A 20,135-nucleotide genomic window follows, 5' to 3' on the forward strand; every position below is an offset into this window, starting at 1 on the left:
TATTTTATGAAAATCTCATATGAAAACATCTATTTTGATCAATCACGATCCTTAAAAATTGAAAGTTATACTGATAAATCACAATGCGATATTGTTAGTTGGCATTTACATCCAGAATATGAACTTGTTTTTATTAAAAGTGGAAGTGGTAGTTTACAAATAGATTCTCATTTTGAAAATTACCATGACGGATTACTTGTTTTTCTTGGGCCTAATATCCCACATATGCCCTTTGGAAACAGTCAATTTAAAAACAATATTGAAGTTGTCATACAGTTTCCCGAAAGTTTTATTCATGAAAAACTATCTCACTTCCCAGAATTCAAAACCGTATTAAAATTTATTGAACATTCAAGAAACGGTGTTATATTTTCTTCTGAAGTACATAAAAGACTATCATCGCAATTCTTAAAGTTTGGTAAACAAAATAACACCGAAAAGCTCATTAATTTTATGAATATATTGTATCAACTTTCTGTTTGCAAAGATCAGAGTGTTATACTAAAAACTCAACTGTCTTTAGATATTCATAAACATTCGTTAGAAAGAATTGCAAAAGTATATCAATATATAAATGATCATTATAATGTAGAAATACGATCAGAATCATTAGCCAAACGTTTAGGATTAACTCCAAACTCATTTTGTAGAATGTTTAAAACCGTAACTAACAGGAATTTTATTGATTTTTTAAATGAATTTAGAATAAAAAAGGCGCAAGAATATTTTCAACATCATGATATATCCATAGCAGAAGTAATGTATCAATGTGGTTTTAATGATCCTTCATACTTTTCAAAACAATTTAAGAAATACACAGGTACTTCTCCCTCTAAATTCACAAAACAATTACTAATAAAACAAAATAGGATTAACTAACTTTATTAAGAATACCTTCTTTTAATATTTGTCCGAATTCATACATATCACTGTAAGAACAATATAATGGTGCAGGTGCAAGTCTAATTACATTGGGTTCTCTCCAATCTACAATAACTCCTTTTTTCATAAGATACTCAAACAACTTTCTTCCTTCTCCATGTAAAAACACAGATAGTTGTGTCCCTCTTTCTTCTTGATTAGAAGGGGTAATAATTTCAAATGAACTCTCTACTTGTTCATCTATTTCTTTGAGAATATATTCTAAATATGCTACTATTTGATTTCTTTTTGCTATGATCGCATCCATTCCTACCTCATCAAACATTTCTAAAGATGCCAGATATGGTGCCAAAGACAATACCGGAGCATTACTTAGTTGCCAAGCATCTGCATTTGCCATAGGTTCAAACTCTGGTTTCATTAAAAATCTAGTTTCCTTACTTGTACCCCACCATCCTTCGAATCGAGGTATTTCTTTTTGGTTATGAAACCGTTCATGCACAAAACATCCCGAAGCATTACCGGGTCCACTATTCATATATTTATAACTACACCAAGCAGCAAAATCTACATCCCAATTATGCAAGTCAAGTTTAATATTCCCAGCAGCATGCGCAAGATCCCACCCTACAAAAGCTCCAATATCATGGCCAGCTTTAGTAATTGTTTTCATATCAAAGACCTGACCGGTATAATAGTTTACACCACCAATAAGTATCAATGCACATTCATCTCCAACTTCTTTTATGGTCTTAAGAATATCTTCTGTTCGAAAATTATGTTCCCCATCACGTTTCTTAATTTCGATAATAGCATCATCGGGCTCATACCCATGAAAACGCACTTGACTCTGAAGCATATACTGATCGCTAGGAAATGCTTTTTCTTCACAAATGATCTTATATCTATTTCCTTTAGGTCTGTAGAAAGAAACCATTAATAAATGTAGGTTAACCGTAAGTGTATTCATTACAGTAATCTCAGCGGGTTTTGCTCCTACTATTTTACTAAGAGGATTTGCTAAACGTTCATGGTAATCCCACCATGGTTTTTGAGCATAAAAATGTCCTTCTACTGCAAGTTCTTCCCAATCTTTCATTACATCATTAACGAACTGTCGGGTATTTTTGGGTTGAAGTCCTAAAGAATTCCCAGTAAAATATAGTACCTGTTTATCGTTTACCTTAGGAAAAAGAAACTGATCCCTGTACTTTTTTAAGGGATCTTTTTGATCAAGTTTCTGGGCAAATTCTCTAGTATTTTCGAAGTGCATTCTTAGCGTTTTGATTCAAAAATACGTATTTGATTTGAGAATCGTCAATTCATGACAGAGATACAGATGCCGAATGTATAATTGATAAATGTGGAGGTTGCATTACTGATGACAATGATTAAGCTATGACACACATACTTAGCACTTGTTGGCACATTGATTTTTAATTAAAAAAGTTAATAATCATTGGGTATGCAGGATGTTAGAAAAACATCTTTTTATCTAATACCAACTAAACAGAAGCCTTAATTATCATGATTCGACTTCTGTTTACTATTATTTTCTAAATGTAAATATGTTATTTTTGCAAAAAAGCAAAGGACATGCACTTTATCCCAGAAGCACTAGACGACTATGTAGTACAACATTCTGAAAAAGAACCCAAATTACTACAACAGCTCACAAGAGAAACCTACCAAAAGATACTACAACCCAGAATGCTTAGCGGCCCTTATCAAGGCCGAGTTTTAAGTATGTTGTCTAAACTTATAAATCCCAAAAACATATTAGAAATTGGCACCTATACTGGGTATTCAGCTTTATGTTTAGCAGAAGGCATACAACAAGATGGAGTATTACACACTATAGATATTAATGAGGAATTAGAAGACTTTCAGAGAAAGTATTTTAACCTTTCTCCCTTTGGAAAGCAAATTTATCAACACATTGGAGACGCTACTACTATTATCCCAAATCTTGATCTTACTTTTGATTTAGTATTCATAGATGCTGATAAACCAAATTATCCTGTTTATTTTGATATCATTATTAATAAAATGAATCAAGGCGGAGTTATATTATCAGATAATGTTTTATGGAGTGGAAAAGTTATTGAGAAAATTCAACAAGATGACATTTCTACAAAAGCTCTTTTAGAATACAATACATTACTTGTAGAAGATAAAAGAATAGAAACGGTAGTATTGCCTATTCGAGATGGTTTAACGATAAGTAGGGTACTATAAAAAAGAGATGAAGAATCAATATTCTTCACCCCTTTATATCTCACAATTACTATTTTACCTATTGTACCGCTTTAAGTGCATCAATATTTCCGTAACCAAATTTACTATTACGATTAGGGTAATTTGCCCCAGCTCGTTTTAATTTATCTAGTACTTGTTCTCTTGACATATTAGGGTTACGTGCCCATACTAATGCCGCAATACCAGCAGTCATAGCTGTTGCTACAGAAGATCCACCTACATATGACCTCGTACCATTATTAAATCCTAATACGGGTACATTTCTATCACTATTACCCGCTCTTTGCATAATTAACGTAAAATCGATCTTACTACCATCATGGCAATTACTGCATCGTAAACCATCATCTCTTAAACCTGTAACTGCAACTGTTTCATTCATGTTTGCCGGAAAAATCACTCCAACAAAATTTGTAAATGAAGTTGAAGTACCTCCTGCTGCAATAATTAATTTACCTCTACTATGCGCATATCGAACCGCATCTTTAATATTACCAATACTAAAAACCCAACCTATAGACATAGAAATTATTTTAACATCGCTTCGATCTCCCATAGCTCTCAACGCATTACTCACACCTTTTCTTTCATGATAATCGTCTAGCAATACATCTGATGTTCCTCTATAAGCTACTAAATTCGAATTATAAGCTACTCCAACTGGCATACCATTATCATTACGAGGAGAAGCTATAGCAGAAGCCATTTGCGTACCATGACCACATCGATCATTAGGACCATCTAGATTATTGGACCACCACCAAATTGAGTCTATATACGTACCAAAACGTTGTACGCTTCTTCCACTCGATACGCCATCATTAAAGCCACTTCCTAGTAAATTTTGATTCGCCGATAATCCAGTATCAATTAACCCTACAGTAATTCCTGATCCTGTACTATAATTCCAAGCTTGTGGTATTTTATGAATATCATAGTTCCATGGTAATTGTGTATTAGGAGAAATCATTCGGTAATCATTTCCATTAATATTTTGTCCTTCTTGACTACAACCGGCAGATTTTTGCAAACTTTTGTTGTATTCTGCATAACCTATTGGTTCTATATATCTAATACCTGGTAGTTTAAGTAATTCTTCAACAGTCTTTAGATTGGTTACATTTACATCTATCACATTAAGAATTTGATCAGCCGCTCGAATTGCTTCAGATTTTGTTGTTTTTTCGTTTGATGCTACAACATTTGAAATATTTTCAATAATTTCTAAAAGTCGTGGAGATCTATTTTTAGAGAACGATTCTCCTTTATTACCAAAACCTACACTTAAGACCTCATTACCTTGCACCGCTGCACTCCATAATACTTGTGCAGATGCATTGCGCCAAATATCTTGATTCCCTTTTTTAAGTTCTGCATCAATAAATGAATTAATTTCTTTTGTTGAAAGCAATCTTTGCGTATCCAAAGATTCAAGGGTCTGTTCTGTCATATTAGTAGGGTCTTCTTTAGAACAAGAAATAATAAGAAGCATACCTAAAGTAAAGAGAATAATCTTTTTCATTTTTAGAATAAAATTTATGAGTTTGTGTATAAAATTAACAAATGACAAATCCACAAAAAAAGTACGGATAATTATCATTTATACAATTAAGTTACTAATGTATTAAATAATCTTCAAATTATTGACATTAATTTTAACAAATAATCAGTTAAAACTTCAATATTATGCTTGCATAACACTAAATTTTAAGAAAATTTTTCCCTGAAACCCCAGTAAACATTGACCTCCTTATAAAAGGCTTATCTATATAAAAATTATTTAAAAAAAAAGTAGGTATTTTAGTGTATTGATAAAATTGACAAGTATTTAATCATAAAAAAATACTGGAAAATATAAGAATCGTTATCAGCTTGTGCTATAAGAATCTAAAACACTGTTTAAAGGAAATTTAGAATATAGAGAAGTAGTGTTTATAAAAAAAACGATGAAGTAGTTCTATAGTACACCTTAGAACTTTCTTTTAACTGGACCAGTAATTTCATTAATATCATCTTTAACTTGGTCTATTTCTTTTTTAATATCTGTAGTTATCGAAGAAGTAATATCTGTATCAAGACCATGTTTCTCTGCACTTTTGGTTATCTCTGTCTTGATATCATTGGTAGCATCTTTAATCACCCTCATACCTTTGCCTAACCCACGTGCTATTTCAGGAATTTTATCCGCTCCAAACACCATTACGAGTATAAAAACTATAAAAGTTATTTCTGTTCCGCTAATAAATAAAGGTAAAGTCATCATAACAATACAAATATATACAATATCCATAAAACAATAGCCATCCCTATATACAGGGATGGCTATATTTATGTTTTTTTTTGGTTATTAGTTTATTGACCTTTAACCTTACTCTTGAATTTTTCAAACTTACCTACTTGTGTTCCTTTAGGCCAGCTATTATTTGATGTATCAATATCTGCCGTTTCTTGTTTAGGGTCTACTACAATTTTAGAAATTGCTTTCTCTGATGCGAGTGCCTTTTTAACTGTAGCATCATTTTTACGCCAAATCTGAGCTGGATACGTTACAGTTTCTGAGGTCCCATCTTCATATGTATATTCAACGATTAAGGGCATTACTAGTCCACCTGGTTTTTCAAAAGTAATTTCATAAAAATATTTTGGACTTTTCATTCTATCTCTTTCATCAGCAGAAAAGTTATCCATTAAATATTCTTTTAATGTTTTTGCATCTTCAATGATACCGTCATTAGCCTTAATTCTTGTATAATCTTTACTTCCTTCTTCTACCATTACCACTAAATCTGAAGGGTTAGCAAATCGTAAACTTCTATCTGTGGCAGCAAACTGTTGCGCTTCAAGTGTTGGTACTTTTGACACTACAAATTTCTTTACATCACTAACACCGATATCTGTGTAATCTGTTGTGTAGAACCATCCTCTCCAAAACCAATCTAAATCAACAGCAGAAGCATCTTCCATAGTTCTAAAGAAATCCTCTGGCGTTGGATGTTTAAACATCCAACGTTGTGAATAGGTTCTAAATGAATAATCAAATAGCTCTCTACCCATTACAGTTTCTCTTAGTATATTAAGTCCTGTAGCTGGTTTAGCATATGCATTTGGTCCAAATTGATGAATATTGTTTGACTGCGTCATTATAGGAGAAAGACGGTTTTGGTTTCCACTCATATACGGAACAATTTTTTGAGCAGGTCCACGTCTTGACGGATATGCCTTATCCTTTCCTAATGCCTTTGGATACCATTCTCCAAAATCTTGTTCGGCTACATATTGCACAAAAGTATTAAGACCTTCATCCATCCATGTCCATTGACGTTCGTCACTATTTACAATCATTGGAAAAAAGTTATGACCAACCTCATGAATAATAACACTCATCATTCCATATTTTGTTCGATCACTATATGCTCCATTAGCATCTGGTCTTCCATAATTCCAACAAATCATAGGATACTCCATACCCTGATTTTTAGCATGAACAGAAATTGCCTTATGATAAGGGTAATCAAATGTCATACGACTATAGGATTTAAGGGTACTTGCTACAACTTTAGTAGACCAATCTTCCCAAAGTGGATTTCCTTCTTTTGGGTACATTGATACTGCCATTACATCTCTATCTCCAATTTTAACAGCCATCATATCCCATAAAAATCTTCTTGAAGTTGCAAATCCAAAGTCACGTACCATCTCTGCATTAAGCCTCCAAGTCTTTTTCTTTTCAGAAAACACTTTTTCTTTTGCTACAGCTTCATCCTGAGTAACAATCATTACAGGTGTATCATATGATTTCTTCGCTTTTTCATAGCGACTCATCATATCCTTAGAGAATACTTCTTTTCTATTTACTAGTACTCCTGTACCATCTAAAATATGATCTGCAGGAACAGTAATATTTACTTCAAAATTACCAAATGGCAATGCAAACTCTCCTCTACCCCAAAATTGATGGTTTTGCCATCCTTCTACATCATTGTATACTGCCATACGAGGGTAAAACTGAGCAATAACATAAGCTCTGTTACCGTCTGCAAATTCTTCATATCCAGATCTACCTCTACCATTTACATGATCATTGATATTGTACCACCAATCAATAGAAAAAACGAATTTACCCCCAGGAGCCAAATCTTTAGGCATTTCTACTCGCATCATCGTGCGATTGATTGTATGTTGTAATGGTTTACCATTGGCATCTTTTACTGCAGTTATATTAAAGCCTCCATCAAATGGATCCGAAAGATACTGAGTAAAAAAACCTTTTGGAGAACTTGCTGGATTAACACCACTACCTTGAATCAATGGCGTTTTAGAATCTTTTGCTCTCATATTTTGATCCAACTGAACCCATAAAAATTCTAAATGATCAGGAGAATTATTTGTGTAGGTAATTGTTTCTTTACCACTTAACTTTTTATTTTTATCGTCAAGTTCGATATCCATCTTATAGTCTGCTTGTTGTTGATAATAAGCAGAACCAGGAGCTCCGGAAGCTGTACGATACATATTTGGAGTTGCAAACTCCTCATACATTTGTTTAAATTTATTCTGATTAGTGTGACCTAATTCACGAGTGTTTTTAGATTGCTCATTATTCTGAGCATACACCATAGTTCCTGACAAGAAAATACTCATTGACAGGGTAAACAGGATTTTTTTCATTTGAGATGTGTTGTTTTAACTAAAAATAAACTGCAAAATAACTGTTTTTTAAAGTTTTAATGATTTATTCACTAAAATTTAACAGCCCCTCGCTTTTTCCTTTTTCTAAAATAAGGCTTTTACGTTGATTTTCTTTCTTTACATGAACTATATTTTGTTGTTCTTCAAAAACATCCATTAACACTTCATTTGAAATATTAATTTCTTCTAAAGAACTGATATTTTGAACCTCCAAATAGCATATCATAAGATCATCTTCATATTCTTTCCCTAAGAAATTAAATGCTATATCTTTATCATTAACTTTAATCTTTATTTTTTGATCAAGATATTTCTTTAAATATTCATCCAACTTAGGATCATCCTTTGTGGTGTCGATTGTTAAAGATTCGTCATACCTAGTTTTTAATAGATCTTCTATATCATCAATAAAAATCCTTGATATTATCTGTAATGTTTGCTGTTCTTTATTGTGTTCTATCTGAGTAACACTAACATAAAACTTATGTACTGTATAAGAGCTTAGAGTAATTGATCCCAGAATTAGAAAAAATAATATGGTCTTCTTCATTTTTTTGCTTTGCAAGTGATAAATGTACTTAATTTTAAGAATCTGATTCAAAAAATCATGCCAAAGTTAATTACCTAATAAAAAAGCCATGTGTAGAAATTTGTTTATATTTTTTTATATGCTTTATATGCTATTGATTTTTCTTTAAAAAACTCTAAAAGACTAAGTCTTTTTGTATTTACCAATAAGTCTTTAAAATAATCATCTTCTGCACAATAATACATAAAATCAGATATTAAATCTTCGGGGATTCCTGCCTCTTCAATAAAAAAAACAGTATCAAATGTTTGCTCTCCTTTCAAAACTATCTTATCTAAATCTTCTAACGCTTTAATTCGTTTTAATTTTTTCAATTTGCCATTAAGATAATTAATGGGAAGTTCAAGTATTCCTGATCTTGCGGTATAAATTCTTCTCTCAATTAATGTAGGTTGAGGCTTATCGCTAAATGGAAGTCCTAATATTTTATTATCTACAAAAGGAAGAATTTCTATGTTTTTAGAATCACTGTTTAGATTACCCGAGAGTTCAATATTACTAATTTTTACTTTTTCTAATTGTTGCACCTTTGACGTCAACCTAATCTTATTGTTTTCTCTTCCTAAATTTTTTGTCTCAACAATAAGAGATAATGTCTCATATTGCACAGATGAGAAAACTATAGAATCCCCTTGTGATGCCGGAATTTTAAAAAAACCTTTTTCATCATTTGTTGTTCCAATCTCTTTGGTGAAATTTACAATATTGATAGCATATCCTTGTAGAGAATCTGCCAAAATCATACCTTCTAAAGTTTCTGATTGGCAGAAAGTATGCAGTGTACTTAGTATAAAAAGAAATGGTACTAATCTAATCATATAATCATCCTTACTATAGTATTTATTAACTGTAAAGGTCAACTATAAGGACGATCGAACAATCTTGATATTACACTATTATTGTCGTTGTTTGTATAATTTACTTTGATACACCAAAAACTGAAGAAGATCAAGTTCTTTTCCTGTTTTAAAATAAGAAGTATTTAAGCCATTATCTTCTGCAAAAAATATAAAATCATTGATTTGATGAATTTCTAAAGCCAGATAGTTTTTAAAAAAATCATCATTATATACATTTCTTACTTGAACATCAATATCTTTTTCTTCAAGTTCTTTTTTAGATTTATTTTTAGTATTAAAAGCCAATTTAAATAGATTAATAAAATTTAATCCATTAATCATTCTATCTTCTAAAAAAACAGTGTTCTCAAGGGTGGATAGTTCGTCTTGTCTAAAATCGTATTCAACATCATTAATCCTCTTAGAGGTTTCTTCTGCAACTCTTCCAATACCGCTTTCAGAAATACCTATTTTTTTTACATCAACTGATACATTTCCTAACAAATCATATGGAGTTACAACTACTTCTTCTAATTGAGTCACTGTTTCATTAAGAAAAATATTTAATCGCTTAGTATCCACAATACCCTTATCGATTAATACAATAAAATGCTGAAATTGCATTGCAACTACTTCAATTCTATCACTAATTCCTGCACTAATTTTAAAAACACCTTCTTTATTTGTTATTGTCCCTTGATTGGTACTTCTATTGTAAACAACCACACCTTCGACATTATCTCCTATAGGCACAGTTACTTTTCCATCGATGACTACTCTAGAGGTAATTTGAGCTATTGAAAGGCTACACACAAAACAAACAAGAAAAATAGATAATTTTATTTTCATAACAATTAAGATAAATTCAAGATTAAGATACTACATTTTTTTATCTTCACTCAGGATTTCAATATAAGAAAACGTTAAACTACTTTTATTTAAAAAACAATGAGAAATTGTATTATAGCAAGCACTTCTACAATACATGGAAGTCAACCATTAGCGTATTTAAAAGATGCATTAATTGAGTTATATTCTGATGTTGATGAGATACTTTTTATACCTTATGCAAGACCCGGAGGGATTTCACATGATGAGTATACGATAGGAATCAATAATATCTTTAAAAAGATTAATAAGAAGATTGTTAGCATTCACATGTTCAAATCAACTCAAGATGCTTTTAACAATGTTCAAGGCATTTATACTGGTGGTGGAAACACCTTTCTATTAGTGGATCAACTATATCGAAACAATGTTATAACTCCTTTAAAAGAAGCTATCCTATCTGGCGTTCCTTATCTAGGAACTAGTGCCGGCAGTAATATTTGTGGTCTCACAATGCAAACGACTAATGATATGCCTATTACTTATCCTCCAAATTTTAAAACACTAGGTATTTTTCCTTTTAATATAAATGCACATTATTTGGATCCAGATCCAAACTCTACTCATAAAGGTGAAACAAGAGAAACTCGAATAAAAGAATTTCATAACTTAAATTCGCAACCTGTAGTTGGTTTACGAGAAGGAAGCTGGTTAAGAATAAGAGATGAAGAAATTACTTTAGAAGGTGATTTATCAGCAAGAATATTTGAACAAAATAAAGCCCCATACGAACTAGACTCTGGAAATTCGCTATCCACGTTAAATTAAGACATATTGTGCAATATCAAGACATACTTAATACTATTCAACTTGAATTAATTTCAAAAAAACATACAGGAAAAGTAGCTACTTACATCCCTGAATTGGCAAAAATTGATCCTAAAAAACTTGGAATACATTTGTATTGTATTAACTCGGGACATTATTATTTTGGAGATAGTAATGAACGGTTTTCTATCCAAAGTATATCCAAAGTATTTGCCTTAACGCTTGCGATGTCATTATATAGTGACGAATTATTTAAAAGAGTAGATGTGGAGCCTTCTGGAGATCCCTTTAATTCTTTAATACAATTAGAATATGAAAATGGCATCCCTCGAAATCCATTTATTAATGCGGGTGCATTAGTTATTTCTGACATGTTAATATCTAAATTAGCAAATCCAAAAAAACAATTTTTAGAATTTATACATAAACTAACAGGAGAACAGAGCATAGGCATTAATCCTGCAGTATTCAATTCTGAAAAAGCATATAGCCATCGTAATGCAGCTTTATTAAATTTAATGAAATCTTTTGGCAATATTAAAAATGATATTGAAACTGTATTAGATTTTTACATTTATCAATGTGCAATAGAGATGTCTTGTGAAGAATTAGCCAAAGCCTTTATGATCTATGCTAACGGAGGCAAAAAATTATCTACAAATGACCAAATACTTGATCCTCAAAAAATAAAACGTATTAACGCAATAATGCAAACATGTGGTTTTTATGATGAGGCCGGGGAATTTAGCTTTAGAGTTGGATTACCTGGCAAAAGTGGCGTTGGAGGTGGTATTACAGCTATACATCCAGGGCAATATGCTGTAACGGTTTGGAGCCCCATTTTAAACCCCAAAGGAAATTCAGAATTAGGAATGTTTGCTCTTGAACGATTAACTACATTAACTGGGTATTCGATTTTTTAATTATTAATGAAAAAACTAAAGTTTTTTACCCACTTAAACTTGATTTTCCCAATATTAAGTGTATTTCCATACTTTTAAAATATTTATATTTGATTATTCTTAAATTAAAAAAGTAATATTACTTTGAAAGTTTAATTACATACAATAAATTAAAAAAGTTAAAACAATTAAGGTAAAAATGATTAGAACTCCTCTAACAAAAAGAAATGAATATTTCGTATTAGTTTCTATATTAGTTATTACTTTTTTTGTTTATTTAAACCATTTTGATAATCCTTTTTTTTTCGATGACACTCACACTATAACTAACAACGAGTCTATAACAAACTTAAAGAATTGGCCCAGTTTTTTCACAAATGCCGATACATTTAGTTCATTACCAGCCAATAGATCATACAGACCTATGATCACACTAATGAATGCAATAGATTATAGTATAGGCGGAGGTCTTTATTCTAATTATTATCATTATCATATATTTTTTTGGTTTCTTGTTCTAATCATTTTAGTATTTAAGTTATCAAAAAAACTATATAAATTATCTAAACCCAATAGTAGCTGGATAGGTATTACTGCTCTATTTACTACTGCTTGGTTCTCACTTCACGCAGCTAATGCAGAAACAATTAACTATATATGTGCAAGATCAGATTCTTTTACTACATTATGCGTTGTAGCCTCATTACTTCTTTACATTAATCCAATTGGAAAAAAATGGCATCTTTATTTGATAACCATGGTCATTGGTATATGGACAAAACAAACAGGAGTTATGTTTTTCCCTATACTTTTCTGTTACGTAATTTTATTTGAAGAAAATTCACTTATTGATGACTTTAAAATAAACAAAAAGGAAAAGCTAATTCGCATTATTAAAAAAATTGCACCGACAGGACTTATTGCCTTTGGTTTATTTATATTCAATCAGTATTATTTAACACCTTCAGCAACAGTATCAACCAATTTTACAATTACAAAATTTGAATACATAAGTACTCAATTTTTTGTAACAGCCCATTACTTAGGGAGTTTTGTTTTACCCATAAATTTAAGTGCTGATCCTGATATAACTATTATAAAACCATGGTATGATTTCAGAATATTATTAGGACTTGTAATAATAATTGGTCTTATTTTTATAATGCTTAAAACTGCCTTAAAAAAAGAATTGAGACCTATTGCATTTGGGATAGCTTGGTTCTTTATCGCACTTCTTCCAACGGCGCTAAACCCATTGTTCCAAATAGCAAATGACCACAGAATGTTTTTCCCTTTTGTTGGTCTTTTTATAGCCGTACCATGGAGCGTATTAATACTTTCTACAAAATACACTCTCCATACAAAGTTTAAATATTATTCTACTTTCATTACAACCTTAGTGATTATAACACTTTTTGGTCATGCTTATGGAACCGTTCAACGAAGTAATGTTTGGGATAGTTATGAAACGTTATGGAAAGATGTTACGCTAAAAAGTCCTAAAAACGGTAGAGGGCTGATGAATTACGGATTAACACTAATGTCAAAAGGAAATTATGACGAAGCACTGGAGTATTTCAACAAAGCCTTTCAATTAACACCAAATTATTATTCGTTACACATAAATTTGGGAATAGTTTATGGAGCAAAAAAAGACTATGTAAAAGCAGAACAATATTTTAAATCGGCCATAGCTATGAATTCTAGCTCTCCTGCCCCAGAATATTTTTATGCAAGATATCTTTCAAAACAAAAAAAATACAAGCAATCACAAAAATTATTAAAAAAAGCGCTAACCAAAAGTCCAAATCATATTGCATCAAAAAAATTATTAAAAATTGTTTCAAAAAAAATTATTAGTCCCGAAGAAGAAATTAAAGCATTAGTTAATAAGATTAAAAAAGATCCTACACCTGATAATTATATTAATTTGAGTCTAAAATATTATGAAACGAAAAATTTTGAATTAGCAATTACCACATGTAAAGAATTACTAAAAATAGATCCCAAAAATATAGCTGCATATAACAACATTTGTTCTTCATATAATCAAATGAAACAATGGAGACTTGGAGCAAAGGCCTGTAAAAAAGCATTGGAAATAGATCCAAATTACAAACTTGCTAAAAACAATCTTAAATGGGCTAATGATAACATCGACTAAACTTTATAATTTAAAAAAATCAAAAAATGCTGAATAATAAAACAATTGCCGTAGTAATACCATGTTATAATGAAGGTACACAAATATCCATGGTGATTGACAGTATGCCTGATTTTGTAGATCGCATCATTGTTATTGATGATGTCTCTAAAGACAATACAGTAGATGTTGTTTTAGAATATTTAAAAAAAGACAATTCCTCCCCTTTAAAACTAACATCTAACTTAAAAAAAACTATATCCCCTACTATCTACAACCAAGCCGATATAGAAGTACATCAAAAGAATGTCGAGGAGGTAAAGAAATTTACCCCTATTGAGATTCTCAACCAGAATCCTGATCAAGAGAAAATCATTCTCATTAAACATAAAAAAAATGGTGGTGTTGGAGCTGCAGTTGCAACTGGATACAAATGGTGTAAAGATCATGATATTGATTGTTCTGTCGTTATGAATGGTGATGGACAAATGGACCCTAATGAGCTTAATTCGATTTGTACTCCTGTAGTAGAAGAAGATATTGACTATGTAAAAGGAAATAGACTAATTCATAAAAGTGCCTGGGTAATCATACCGAGAATTCGTTTTTTCGGAAACTCAATTTTAAGTATATTAACCAAAATTGTCTCAGGATATTGGGGAATATCTGATACGCAAAGTGGTTATACCGCAATGTCAAATAACGCTATTAATTCTATCCCACTTTACGATATTTATAAAAGATACGGAATGCCTAATGATGTATTGGTTAAGTTAAATATTGCCTTTTGTACGATTAGAGAAGTAAAAATAAAACCTGTATATGGAGTTGGCGAACAATCAAAATTAAGTGTGATTAAAGTTACATTCCCTATTCTATTTCTATTAATTCGATGTTTTTTTAAACGTCTTAAAATAAAATATTTATACAGAAGTTTCCACCCCTTATTCTTATTATATTGGGTCTCATTTATTATTGGAACTGTTAATATGTATTTCCTTTACCACCTCTTAATTAATTTTTTCAACCCAAACTCTAAAACCCCAACCGACTATTTAATCATTTTTATTTTTCTTACTATTTCTGGGTTTCAATCATTTCTTTTCGCAATGTGGATGGATATACAAGACAATGAACGTTTATCTCAATAGTTTATTTATATTAATTGAAATTAGTTTTACATCCAAAAAAAAGAATTATTTTGAAAAAAATAGATCATTCAAAACTTAAAGCAACTCCAGAAACTGAAGATTTCTCTGGTAAATATACAGATGAAAATTTTATATCTAAACACCTAGTAAACAACTACTTCAATTCAGTCCAGAAACTTTTAAGAAAAATAAACAATGTAACTTCTGCCCATGAAATAGGTTGTGGTGAAGGCAGATCCACAATTAGATTAAATAAAATGATTTCTAATTTAACTGCCTCAGAGTACGTTGAAGAACTCGTGTTAAAAGCAAAAGAAAATAATCCTGACCTAGATATTTTTCAAGAAAGTGTTTATGAATTAAAAAATAATGATTCAAGTATAGAAATGGTATTTCTATTAGAAGTTTTAGAACATTTAGATTATCCTGAAATTGCCCTAAAAGAAATAAAGAGAGTTTCAAAAGAATATCTCATAATTGGAGTACCAAGAGAACCTCTGTGGCGTTTTTTGAATATGTGCAGATTTAAATATTTAAAAAGTTTTGGAAATACACCAGGCCACTTAAATCATTGGTCAAAAAAATCATTAATTAAACTAGTAGAAAAAAAATTCGGAAAAGTTATTGCAGTAGAATCACCTATACCTTGGACAATAGTATTAGCAAAGAAATCACAAACATAAAAACACGTTAAGACTTCTTGCATTATGTTTAAAATTGATAAGATACTAGGTAAAGAAAATAGAGAACTTGCACTAAGATATGTTTTTATCAGTATTCTCAGTTATGGATTTGTTTTTATTGGTTTAATAATTCTAGTGAATGGCTTCAACATCAAAGAAACCTTATCATTTATAATTATTTATGGAATTAACTATATTTTTTTGTATGTAGTCCAATTGCGATATCTTTTTAAAACTAATCACAATACTTATAAATTAATTAGATTTATAGCATTTATATTATTCTTCTATACTTGTGCTAATATAATTTACAATATAGGATTAAATCTTAATCTCAATTATTTAGTTTCAACCGCTTTTACTATAGTTATCTTAATGCCTTTTAGAATAATAGCTTCAAAATTATTTGTTTTCAAAAACTAATTAATTTAACTCATTTATAATATCTTAAGTCACATCTATTAACAAAAAATTAAATCAAAAATATTAGAAAACATATAAATCTACACGATACAAAAAAGCCTTATCTATATAGATAAGGCTTTTGAGCGGGAGACCGGGTTCGAACCGGCGACATTCAGCTTGGAAGGCTGACGCTCTACCAACTGAGCTACTCCCGCTTTTAACGGCGACAAATGTATTAGATTTTTTTAAAAAAACAATCAATAATACATAAAATTATTTTCAAATAAACACAATAAAGTCAGATTAAACCTAATCAATCTATACTATATTTCACTAGAAATAAAAATAAAAATATGCTTTTTATCGTGAAAAATAGTTGTTAATCGAAAAAAAGGTGTATTTTTGTAGTTAAAGAAATATTAATATATTGCATAAAGGTTTATCTTTAATTAAAATTAGGGAGAACTTTTTCTTTTGCTTAAAAGCATTATTATGGTTTTACCGTAATTAAAATAAGGCCTTGTATTAATATTAAGAAATTACCCCAAATATGAAAATAAAATTACTTGGATTATTTTTATTTTTATCTTTTGTTAACCTACATGCTCAGGTAAAGGTTGGTGACAACCCTAATCAGATAGATAATGCATCTATTCTTGAATTAGAAAGTACCGATAGAGTCCTTGTACTAACAAGAGTTACCACGGCTCAGATGAATAATATCACTCCTCTGAATGGTGGTTTGGTATATAATACTGATGATAATTGTATTTTCCAATACCGAAATAATAGTTGGACAAGTCTTTGTAATGGAGATGATAATCAACAATTAAATTTTGAATCTTCCACTAATATATTATCCATTCAAAACGGCAATCAAGTCGATTTATCCTCATTAATACAAACATTAACAAAAACAGGTAATACTATATCCCTCTCGAACGGTGGTGGAAGTATTAACGAAACAATATCTACACTTACCCTAAACTCAGACGGAACATATACGTATAGAGCCGAAGACGGAAGTACTACTACTTTTGGTGCTACCGGAGCAACAGGACAAACTGGAGCAACAGGACAAACAGGAGCAACAGGGCAAACCGGAGCTACTGGTGCAACAGGTCAAACAGGAGCAACAGGACAAACAGGTGCTACCGGAGCAACAGGACAAACTGGAGCCACTGGACAAACAGGAGCTACCGGAGCAACAGGACAAACTGGAGCAACAGGTCAAACAGGACAAACCGGAGCCACTGGGCAAACAGGAGCAACAGGACAAACTGGAGCCACTGGGCAAACAGGAGCTACTGGTGCAACAGGACAAACTGGAGCCACTGGGCAAACAGGAGCTACTGGTGCAACAGGACAAACTGGAGCCACTGGACAAACAGGACAAACCGGAGCCACTGGGCAAACAGGAGCCACTGGGCAAACAGGAGCAACAGGACAAACTGGAGCCACTGGGCAAACAGGAGCTACTGGTGCAACAGGACAAACTGGAGCCACTGGGCAAACAGGAGCTACTGGTGCAACAGGACAAACTGGAGCCACTGGACAAACAGGTGCTACCGGAGCAACAGGTCAAACAGGACAAACTGGAGCCACTGGACAAACAGGTGCTACCGGAGCAACAGGACAAACTGGAGCCACTGGGCAAACAGGAGCAACAGGACAAACTGGAGCCACTGGGCAAACAGGAGCAACAGGACAAACTGGAGCCACTGGGCAAACAGGAGCTACTGGTGCAACAGGACAAACTGGAGCCACTGGACAAACAGGACAAACCGGAGCCACTGGGCAAACAGGAGCCACTGGGCAAACAGGAGCAACAGGACAAACTGGAGCCACTGGGCAAACAGGAGCTACTGGTGCAACAGGACAAACTGGAGCCACTGGGCAAACAGGAGCTACTGGTGCAACAGGACAAACTGGAGCCACTGGACAAACAGGTGCTACCGGAGCAACAGGTCAAACAGGACAAACTGGAGCCACTGGACAAACAGGTGCTACCGGAGCAACAGGTCAAACAGGACAAACTGGAGCCACTGGACAAACAGGTGCTACCGGAGCAACAGGACAAACTGGAGCCACTGGGCAAACAGGAGCTACTGGTGCAACAGGACAAACCGGAGCCACTGGGCAAACAGGAGCTACTGGTGCAACAGGACAAACTGGAGCTACCGGAGCAACAGGTCAAACAGGACAAACTGGAGCCACTGGACAAACAGGTGCTACCGGAGCAACAGGACAAACTGGAGCCACTGGACAAACAGGAGCTACCGGAGCAACAGGACAAACTGGAGCCACTGGGCAAACAGGAGCTACTGGTGCAACAGGACAAACTGGAGCTACCGGACAAACTGGAGCTACCGGAGCAACAGGTCAAACAGGAGCTACTGGTGCAACAGGACAAACCGGAGCAACAGGTCAAACTGGTGCCACTGGACAAACAGGAGCTACTGGTGCAACAGGACAAACTGGAGCCACTGGACAAACAGGTGCTACTGGTGTAACAGGACAAACCGGAGCAACAGGTCAAACAGGAGCCACTGGACAAACCGGAGCTACTGGTGCAACAGGACAAACAGGAACTACTGGTGCAACAGGACAAACTGGAGCCACTGGACAAACTGGTGCAACAGGTCAAACAGGAGCTACCGGAGCAACAGGACAAACAGGAGCCACTGGACAAACAGGACAAACCGGAGCAACAGGTCAAACAGGAGCAACAGGTCAAACAGGAGCTACCGGAGCCACTGGACAGACAGGAGCTACTGGACAAACCGGAGCTACTGGTGCAACAGGACAAACCGGAGCTACTGGACAAACCGGAGCTACTGGTGCAACAGGACAAACCGGAGCCACTGGGCAAACAGGAGCTACTGGTGCAACAGGACAAACTGGAGCTACCGGAGCAACAGGTCAAACAGGACAAACTGGAGCCACTGGACAAACAGGTGCTACCGGAGCAACAGGACAAACTGGAACCACTGGGCAAACAGGAGCTACTGGTGCAACAGGACAAACTGGAGCCACTGGGCAAACAGGAGCTACTGGTGCAACAGGACAAACCGGAGCTACTGGTGCAACAGGACAAACTGGAGCCACTGGGCAAACAGGAGCTACTGGTGCAACAGGACAAACCGGAGCTACTGGACAAACAGGAGCTACTGGTGCAACAGGACAAACCGGAGCTACTGGTGCAACAGGACAAACCGGAGCCACTGGGCAAACAGGAGCTACTGGTGCAACAGGACAAACTGGTGCAACAGGACAAACTGGAGCTACCGGAGCAACAGGTCAAACAGGAGCTACTGGTGCAACAGGACAAACCGGAGCAACAGGTCAAACTGGTGCCACTGGACAAACAGGAGCTACTGGTGCAACAGGACAAACTGGAGCCACTGGACAAACAGGTGCTACTGGTGTAACAGGACAAACCGGAGCAACAGGTCAAACAGGAGCCACTGGACAAACCGGAGCTACTGGTGCAACAGGACAAACAGGAACTACTGGTGCAACAGGACAAACTGGAGCCACTGGACAAACCGGAGCAACAGGTCAAACAGGAGCTACCGGAGCAACAGGACAAACTGGAGCCACTGGACAAACAGGACAAACCGGAGCAACAGGACAAACCGGAGCAACAGGTCAAACAGGAGCAACAGGTCAAACAGGAGCTACCGGAGCAACAGGGCAAACTGGAGCCACTGGGCAAACAGGTGCAACAGGACAAACAGGAGCTACCGGAGCAACAGGACAAACTGGAGCCACTGGACAAACAGGAGCTACCGGAGCAACAGGGCAAACTGGAGCCACTGGACAAACAGGAGCTACTGGTGCAACAGGTCAAACCGGAGCCACTGGACAAACAGGTGCTACTGGTGTAACAGGACAAACCGGAGCAACAGGACAAACTGGAGCCACTGGGCAAACA

Annotated in this window: 17 protein-coding genes and 1 tRNA gene; 10 read left to right on the top strand and 8 right to left on the bottom strand. The window is 34.1% G+C overall.

Annotated features, from left to right (window positions below; genetic code table 11):
* Positions 1 to 6 precede the first annotated feature (6 nt).
* A complete protein-coding gene (locus D1816_RS10645; RefSeq protein WP_118502763.1) occupies positions 7 to 879 on the top strand; it encodes an AraC family transcriptional regulator in 873 nt (290 codons plus the stop codon).
* On the opposite strand, the gene kynU is transcribed toward D1816_RS10645, so the two are convergent.
* A complete protein-coding gene (gene kynU / locus D1816_RS10650) occupies positions 872 to 2,155 on the bottom strand; it encodes a kynureninase (protein ID WP_118502765.1) in 1,284 nt (427 codons plus the stop codon). The two genes, D1816_RS10645 and kynU, sit on opposite strands and share 8 nt — an antisense overlap.
* 323 nt (positions 2,156 to 2,478) lie before the next feature.
* Between kynU and D1816_RS10655 the strand changes: the two genes are divergently transcribed.
* Entirely contained in the window at positions 2,479 to 3,120 is a 642-nt protein-coding gene (locus D1816_RS10655) for an O-methyltransferase (RefSeq protein WP_118502767.1), read from the top strand.
* Between the two features lie 58 nt (positions 3,121 to 3,178).
* Here the strand turns inward: D1816_RS10655 and D1816_RS10660 are convergent, their stop codons facing one another.
* The 6 genes from D1816_RS10660 to D1816_RS10685 form a co-directional block, all read right to left on the bottom strand.
* On the bottom strand, positions 3,179 to 4,663 hold the full coding sequence (locus D1816_RS10660; RefSeq protein ID WP_118502769.1) for a S8/S53 family peptidase: 1,485 nt from the start codon (positions 4,661 to 4,663) through the stop codon (positions 3,179 to 3,181).
* A 447-nt stretch (positions 4,664 to 5,110) separates the two neighbouring features.
* A complete protein-coding gene (locus tag D1816_RS10665; protein WP_066312743.1) occupies positions 5,111 to 5,404 on the bottom strand; it encodes a twin-arginine translocase TatA/TatE family subunit in 294 nt (97 codons plus the stop codon).
* Positions 5,405 to 5,493: 89 nt separating this feature from the next.
* A complete protein-coding gene (locus D1816_RS10670) occupies positions 5,494 to 7,809 on the bottom strand; it encodes a M1 family metallopeptidase (RefSeq protein ID WP_066312679.1) in 2,316 nt (771 codons plus the stop codon).
* A gap of 64 nt (positions 7,810 to 7,873) precedes the next feature.
* Positions 7,874 to 8,380: a DUF6702 family protein gene (locus tag D1816_RS10675; RefSeq protein ID WP_118502771.1), complete on the bottom strand. Its 507-nt coding sequence runs from the start codon at positions 8,378 to 8,380 to the stop codon at positions 7,874 to 7,876.
* A gap of 104 nt (positions 8,381 to 8,484) precedes the next feature.
* Positions 8,485 to 9,237 (bottom strand): hypothetical protein, encoded by a 753-nt coding sequence (locus tag D1816_RS10680; protein ID WP_066312684.1) that lies wholly within the window; start codon positions 9,235 to 9,237, stop codon positions 8,485 to 8,487.
* 78 nt (positions 9,238 to 9,315) lie between these two features.
* Entirely contained in the window at positions 9,316 to 10,107 is a 792-nt protein-coding gene (locus tag D1816_RS10685) for a hypothetical protein (RefSeq protein ID WP_118502773.1), read from the bottom strand.
* A 99-nt stretch (positions 10,108 to 10,206) separates the two neighbouring features.
* On the opposite strand from D1816_RS10685, the gene pepE reads away from it, so the two are divergent.
* The 5 genes from pepE to D1816_RS10710 all read left to right on the top strand — a co-directional run bounded on the left by pepE (position 10,207) and on the right by D1816_RS10710 (position 15,793).
* Entirely contained in the window at positions 10,207 to 10,914 is a 708-nt protein-coding gene (gene pepE, locus D1816_RS10690) for a dipeptidase PepE (protein ID WP_118502775.1), read from the top strand.
* Positions 10,915 to 10,922: 8 nt separating this feature from the next.
* Positions 10,923 to 11,837, top strand: a complete 915-nt coding sequence (locus tag D1816_RS10695; protein WP_118502777.1) for a glutaminase — start codon at positions 10,923 to 10,925, stop codon at positions 11,835 to 11,837.
* Between the two features lie 178 nt (positions 11,838 to 12,015).
* Positions 12,016 to 13,980, top strand: coding sequence for a tetratricopeptide repeat protein (locus D1816_RS10700; protein ID WP_118502779.1), 1,965 nt, complete (start codon positions 12,016 to 12,018; stop codon positions 13,978 to 13,980).
* A 26-nt stretch (positions 13,981 to 14,006) separates the two neighbouring features.
* Complete coding sequence (locus tag D1816_RS10705) at positions 14,007 to 15,110, top strand: glycosyltransferase family 2 protein (protein WP_118502781.1); 1,104 nt, start codon at positions 14,007 to 14,009, stop codon at positions 15,108 to 15,110.
* Between the two features lie 50 nt (positions 15,111 to 15,160).
* Entirely contained in the window at positions 15,161 to 15,793 is a 633-nt protein-coding gene (locus D1816_RS10710; RefSeq protein WP_158597746.1) for a class I SAM-dependent methyltransferase, read from the top strand.
* A 547-nt stretch (positions 15,794 to 16,340) separates the two neighbouring features.
* Here D1816_RS10710 and D1816_RS10720 read toward each other — a convergent pair.
* Positions 16,341 to 16,413, bottom strand: a tRNA-Gly gene (locus D1816_RS10720).
* Between the two features lie 822 nt (positions 16,414 to 17,235).
* Here D1816_RS10720 and D1816_RS26085 point away from each other — a divergent pair.
* The 3 genes from D1816_RS26085 to D1816_RS26095 are packed head-to-tail and all read left to right on the top strand — an operon-like array spanning position 17,236 to position 20,088.
* Positions 17,236 to 18,711, top strand: a complete 1,476-nt coding sequence (locus tag D1816_RS26085) for a hypothetical protein (protein ID WP_240338687.1) — start codon at positions 17,236 to 17,238, stop codon at positions 18,709 to 18,711.
* 57 nt (positions 18,712 to 18,768) lie between these two features.
* Complete coding sequence (locus tag D1816_RS26090) at positions 18,769 to 19,629, top strand: hypothetical protein (RefSeq protein WP_240338688.1); 861 nt, start codon at positions 18,769 to 18,771, stop codon at positions 19,627 to 19,629.
* Positions 19,630 to 19,686: 57 nt separating this feature from the next.
* Complete coding sequence (locus D1816_RS26095; protein ID WP_240338689.1) at positions 19,687 to 20,088, top strand: hypothetical protein; 402 nt, start codon at positions 19,687 to 19,689, stop codon at positions 20,086 to 20,088.
* The last annotated feature ends 47 nt before the right edge of the window (positions 20,089 to 20,135 follow it).

The sequence above is a fragment of the Aquimarina sp. AD10 genome, assembly GCF_003443715.1.
In the GTDB taxonomy this organism is placed as follows: Bacteria; Bacteroidota; Bacteroidia; order Flavobacteriales; family Flavobacteriaceae; genus Aquimarina; species Aquimarina aggregata.

What these genes read in the sequence shown, in the direction of transcription:
- D1816_RS10645 (WP_118502763.1), top strand. Translation starts at nt 7, where the DNA reads ATGAAAATCTCATATGAAAACATCTATTTTGATCAATCACGATCCTTA.
- kynU (WP_118502765.1), bottom strand. Translation starts at nt 2,155, where the DNA reads ATGCACTTCGAAAATACTAGAGAATTTGCCCAGAAACTTGATCAAAAA.
- D1816_RS10655 (WP_118502767.1), top strand. Translation starts at nt 2,479, where the DNA reads ATGCACTTTATCCCAGAAGCACTAGACGACTATGTAGTACAACATTCT.
- D1816_RS10660 (WP_118502769.1), bottom strand. Translation starts at nt 4,663, where the DNA reads ATGAAAAAGATTATTCTCTTTACTTTAGGTATGCTTCTTATTATTTCT.
- D1816_RS10665 (WP_066312743.1), bottom strand. Translation starts at nt 5,404, where the DNA reads ATGATGACTTTACCTTTATTTATTAGCGGAACAGAAATAACTTTTATA.
- D1816_RS10670 (WP_066312679.1), bottom strand. Translation starts at nt 7,809, where the DNA reads ATGAAAAAAATCCTGTTTACCCTGTCAATGAGTATTTTCTTGTCAGGA.
- D1816_RS10675 (WP_118502771.1), bottom strand. Translation starts at nt 8,380, where the DNA reads ATGAAGAAGACCATATTATTTTTTCTAATTCTGGGATCAATTACTCTA.
- D1816_RS10680 (WP_066312684.1), bottom strand. Translation starts at nt 9,237, where the DNA reads ATGATTAGATTAGTACCATTTCTTTTTATACTAAGTACACTGCATACT.
- D1816_RS10685 (WP_118502773.1), bottom strand. Translation starts at nt 10,107, where the DNA reads ATGAAAATAAAATTATCTATTTTTCTTGTTTGTTTTGTGTGTAGCCTT.
- pepE (WP_118502775.1), top strand. Translation starts at nt 10,207, where the DNA reads ATGAGAAATTGTATTATAGCAAGCACTTCTACAATACATGGAAGTCAA.
- D1816_RS10700 (WP_118502779.1), top strand. Translation starts at nt 12,016, where the DNA reads ATGATTAGAACTCCTCTAACAAAAAGAAATGAATATTTCGTATTAGTT.
- D1816_RS10705 (WP_118502781.1), top strand. Translation starts at nt 14,007, where the DNA reads ATGCTGAATAATAAAACAATTGCCGTAGTAATACCATGTTATAATGAA.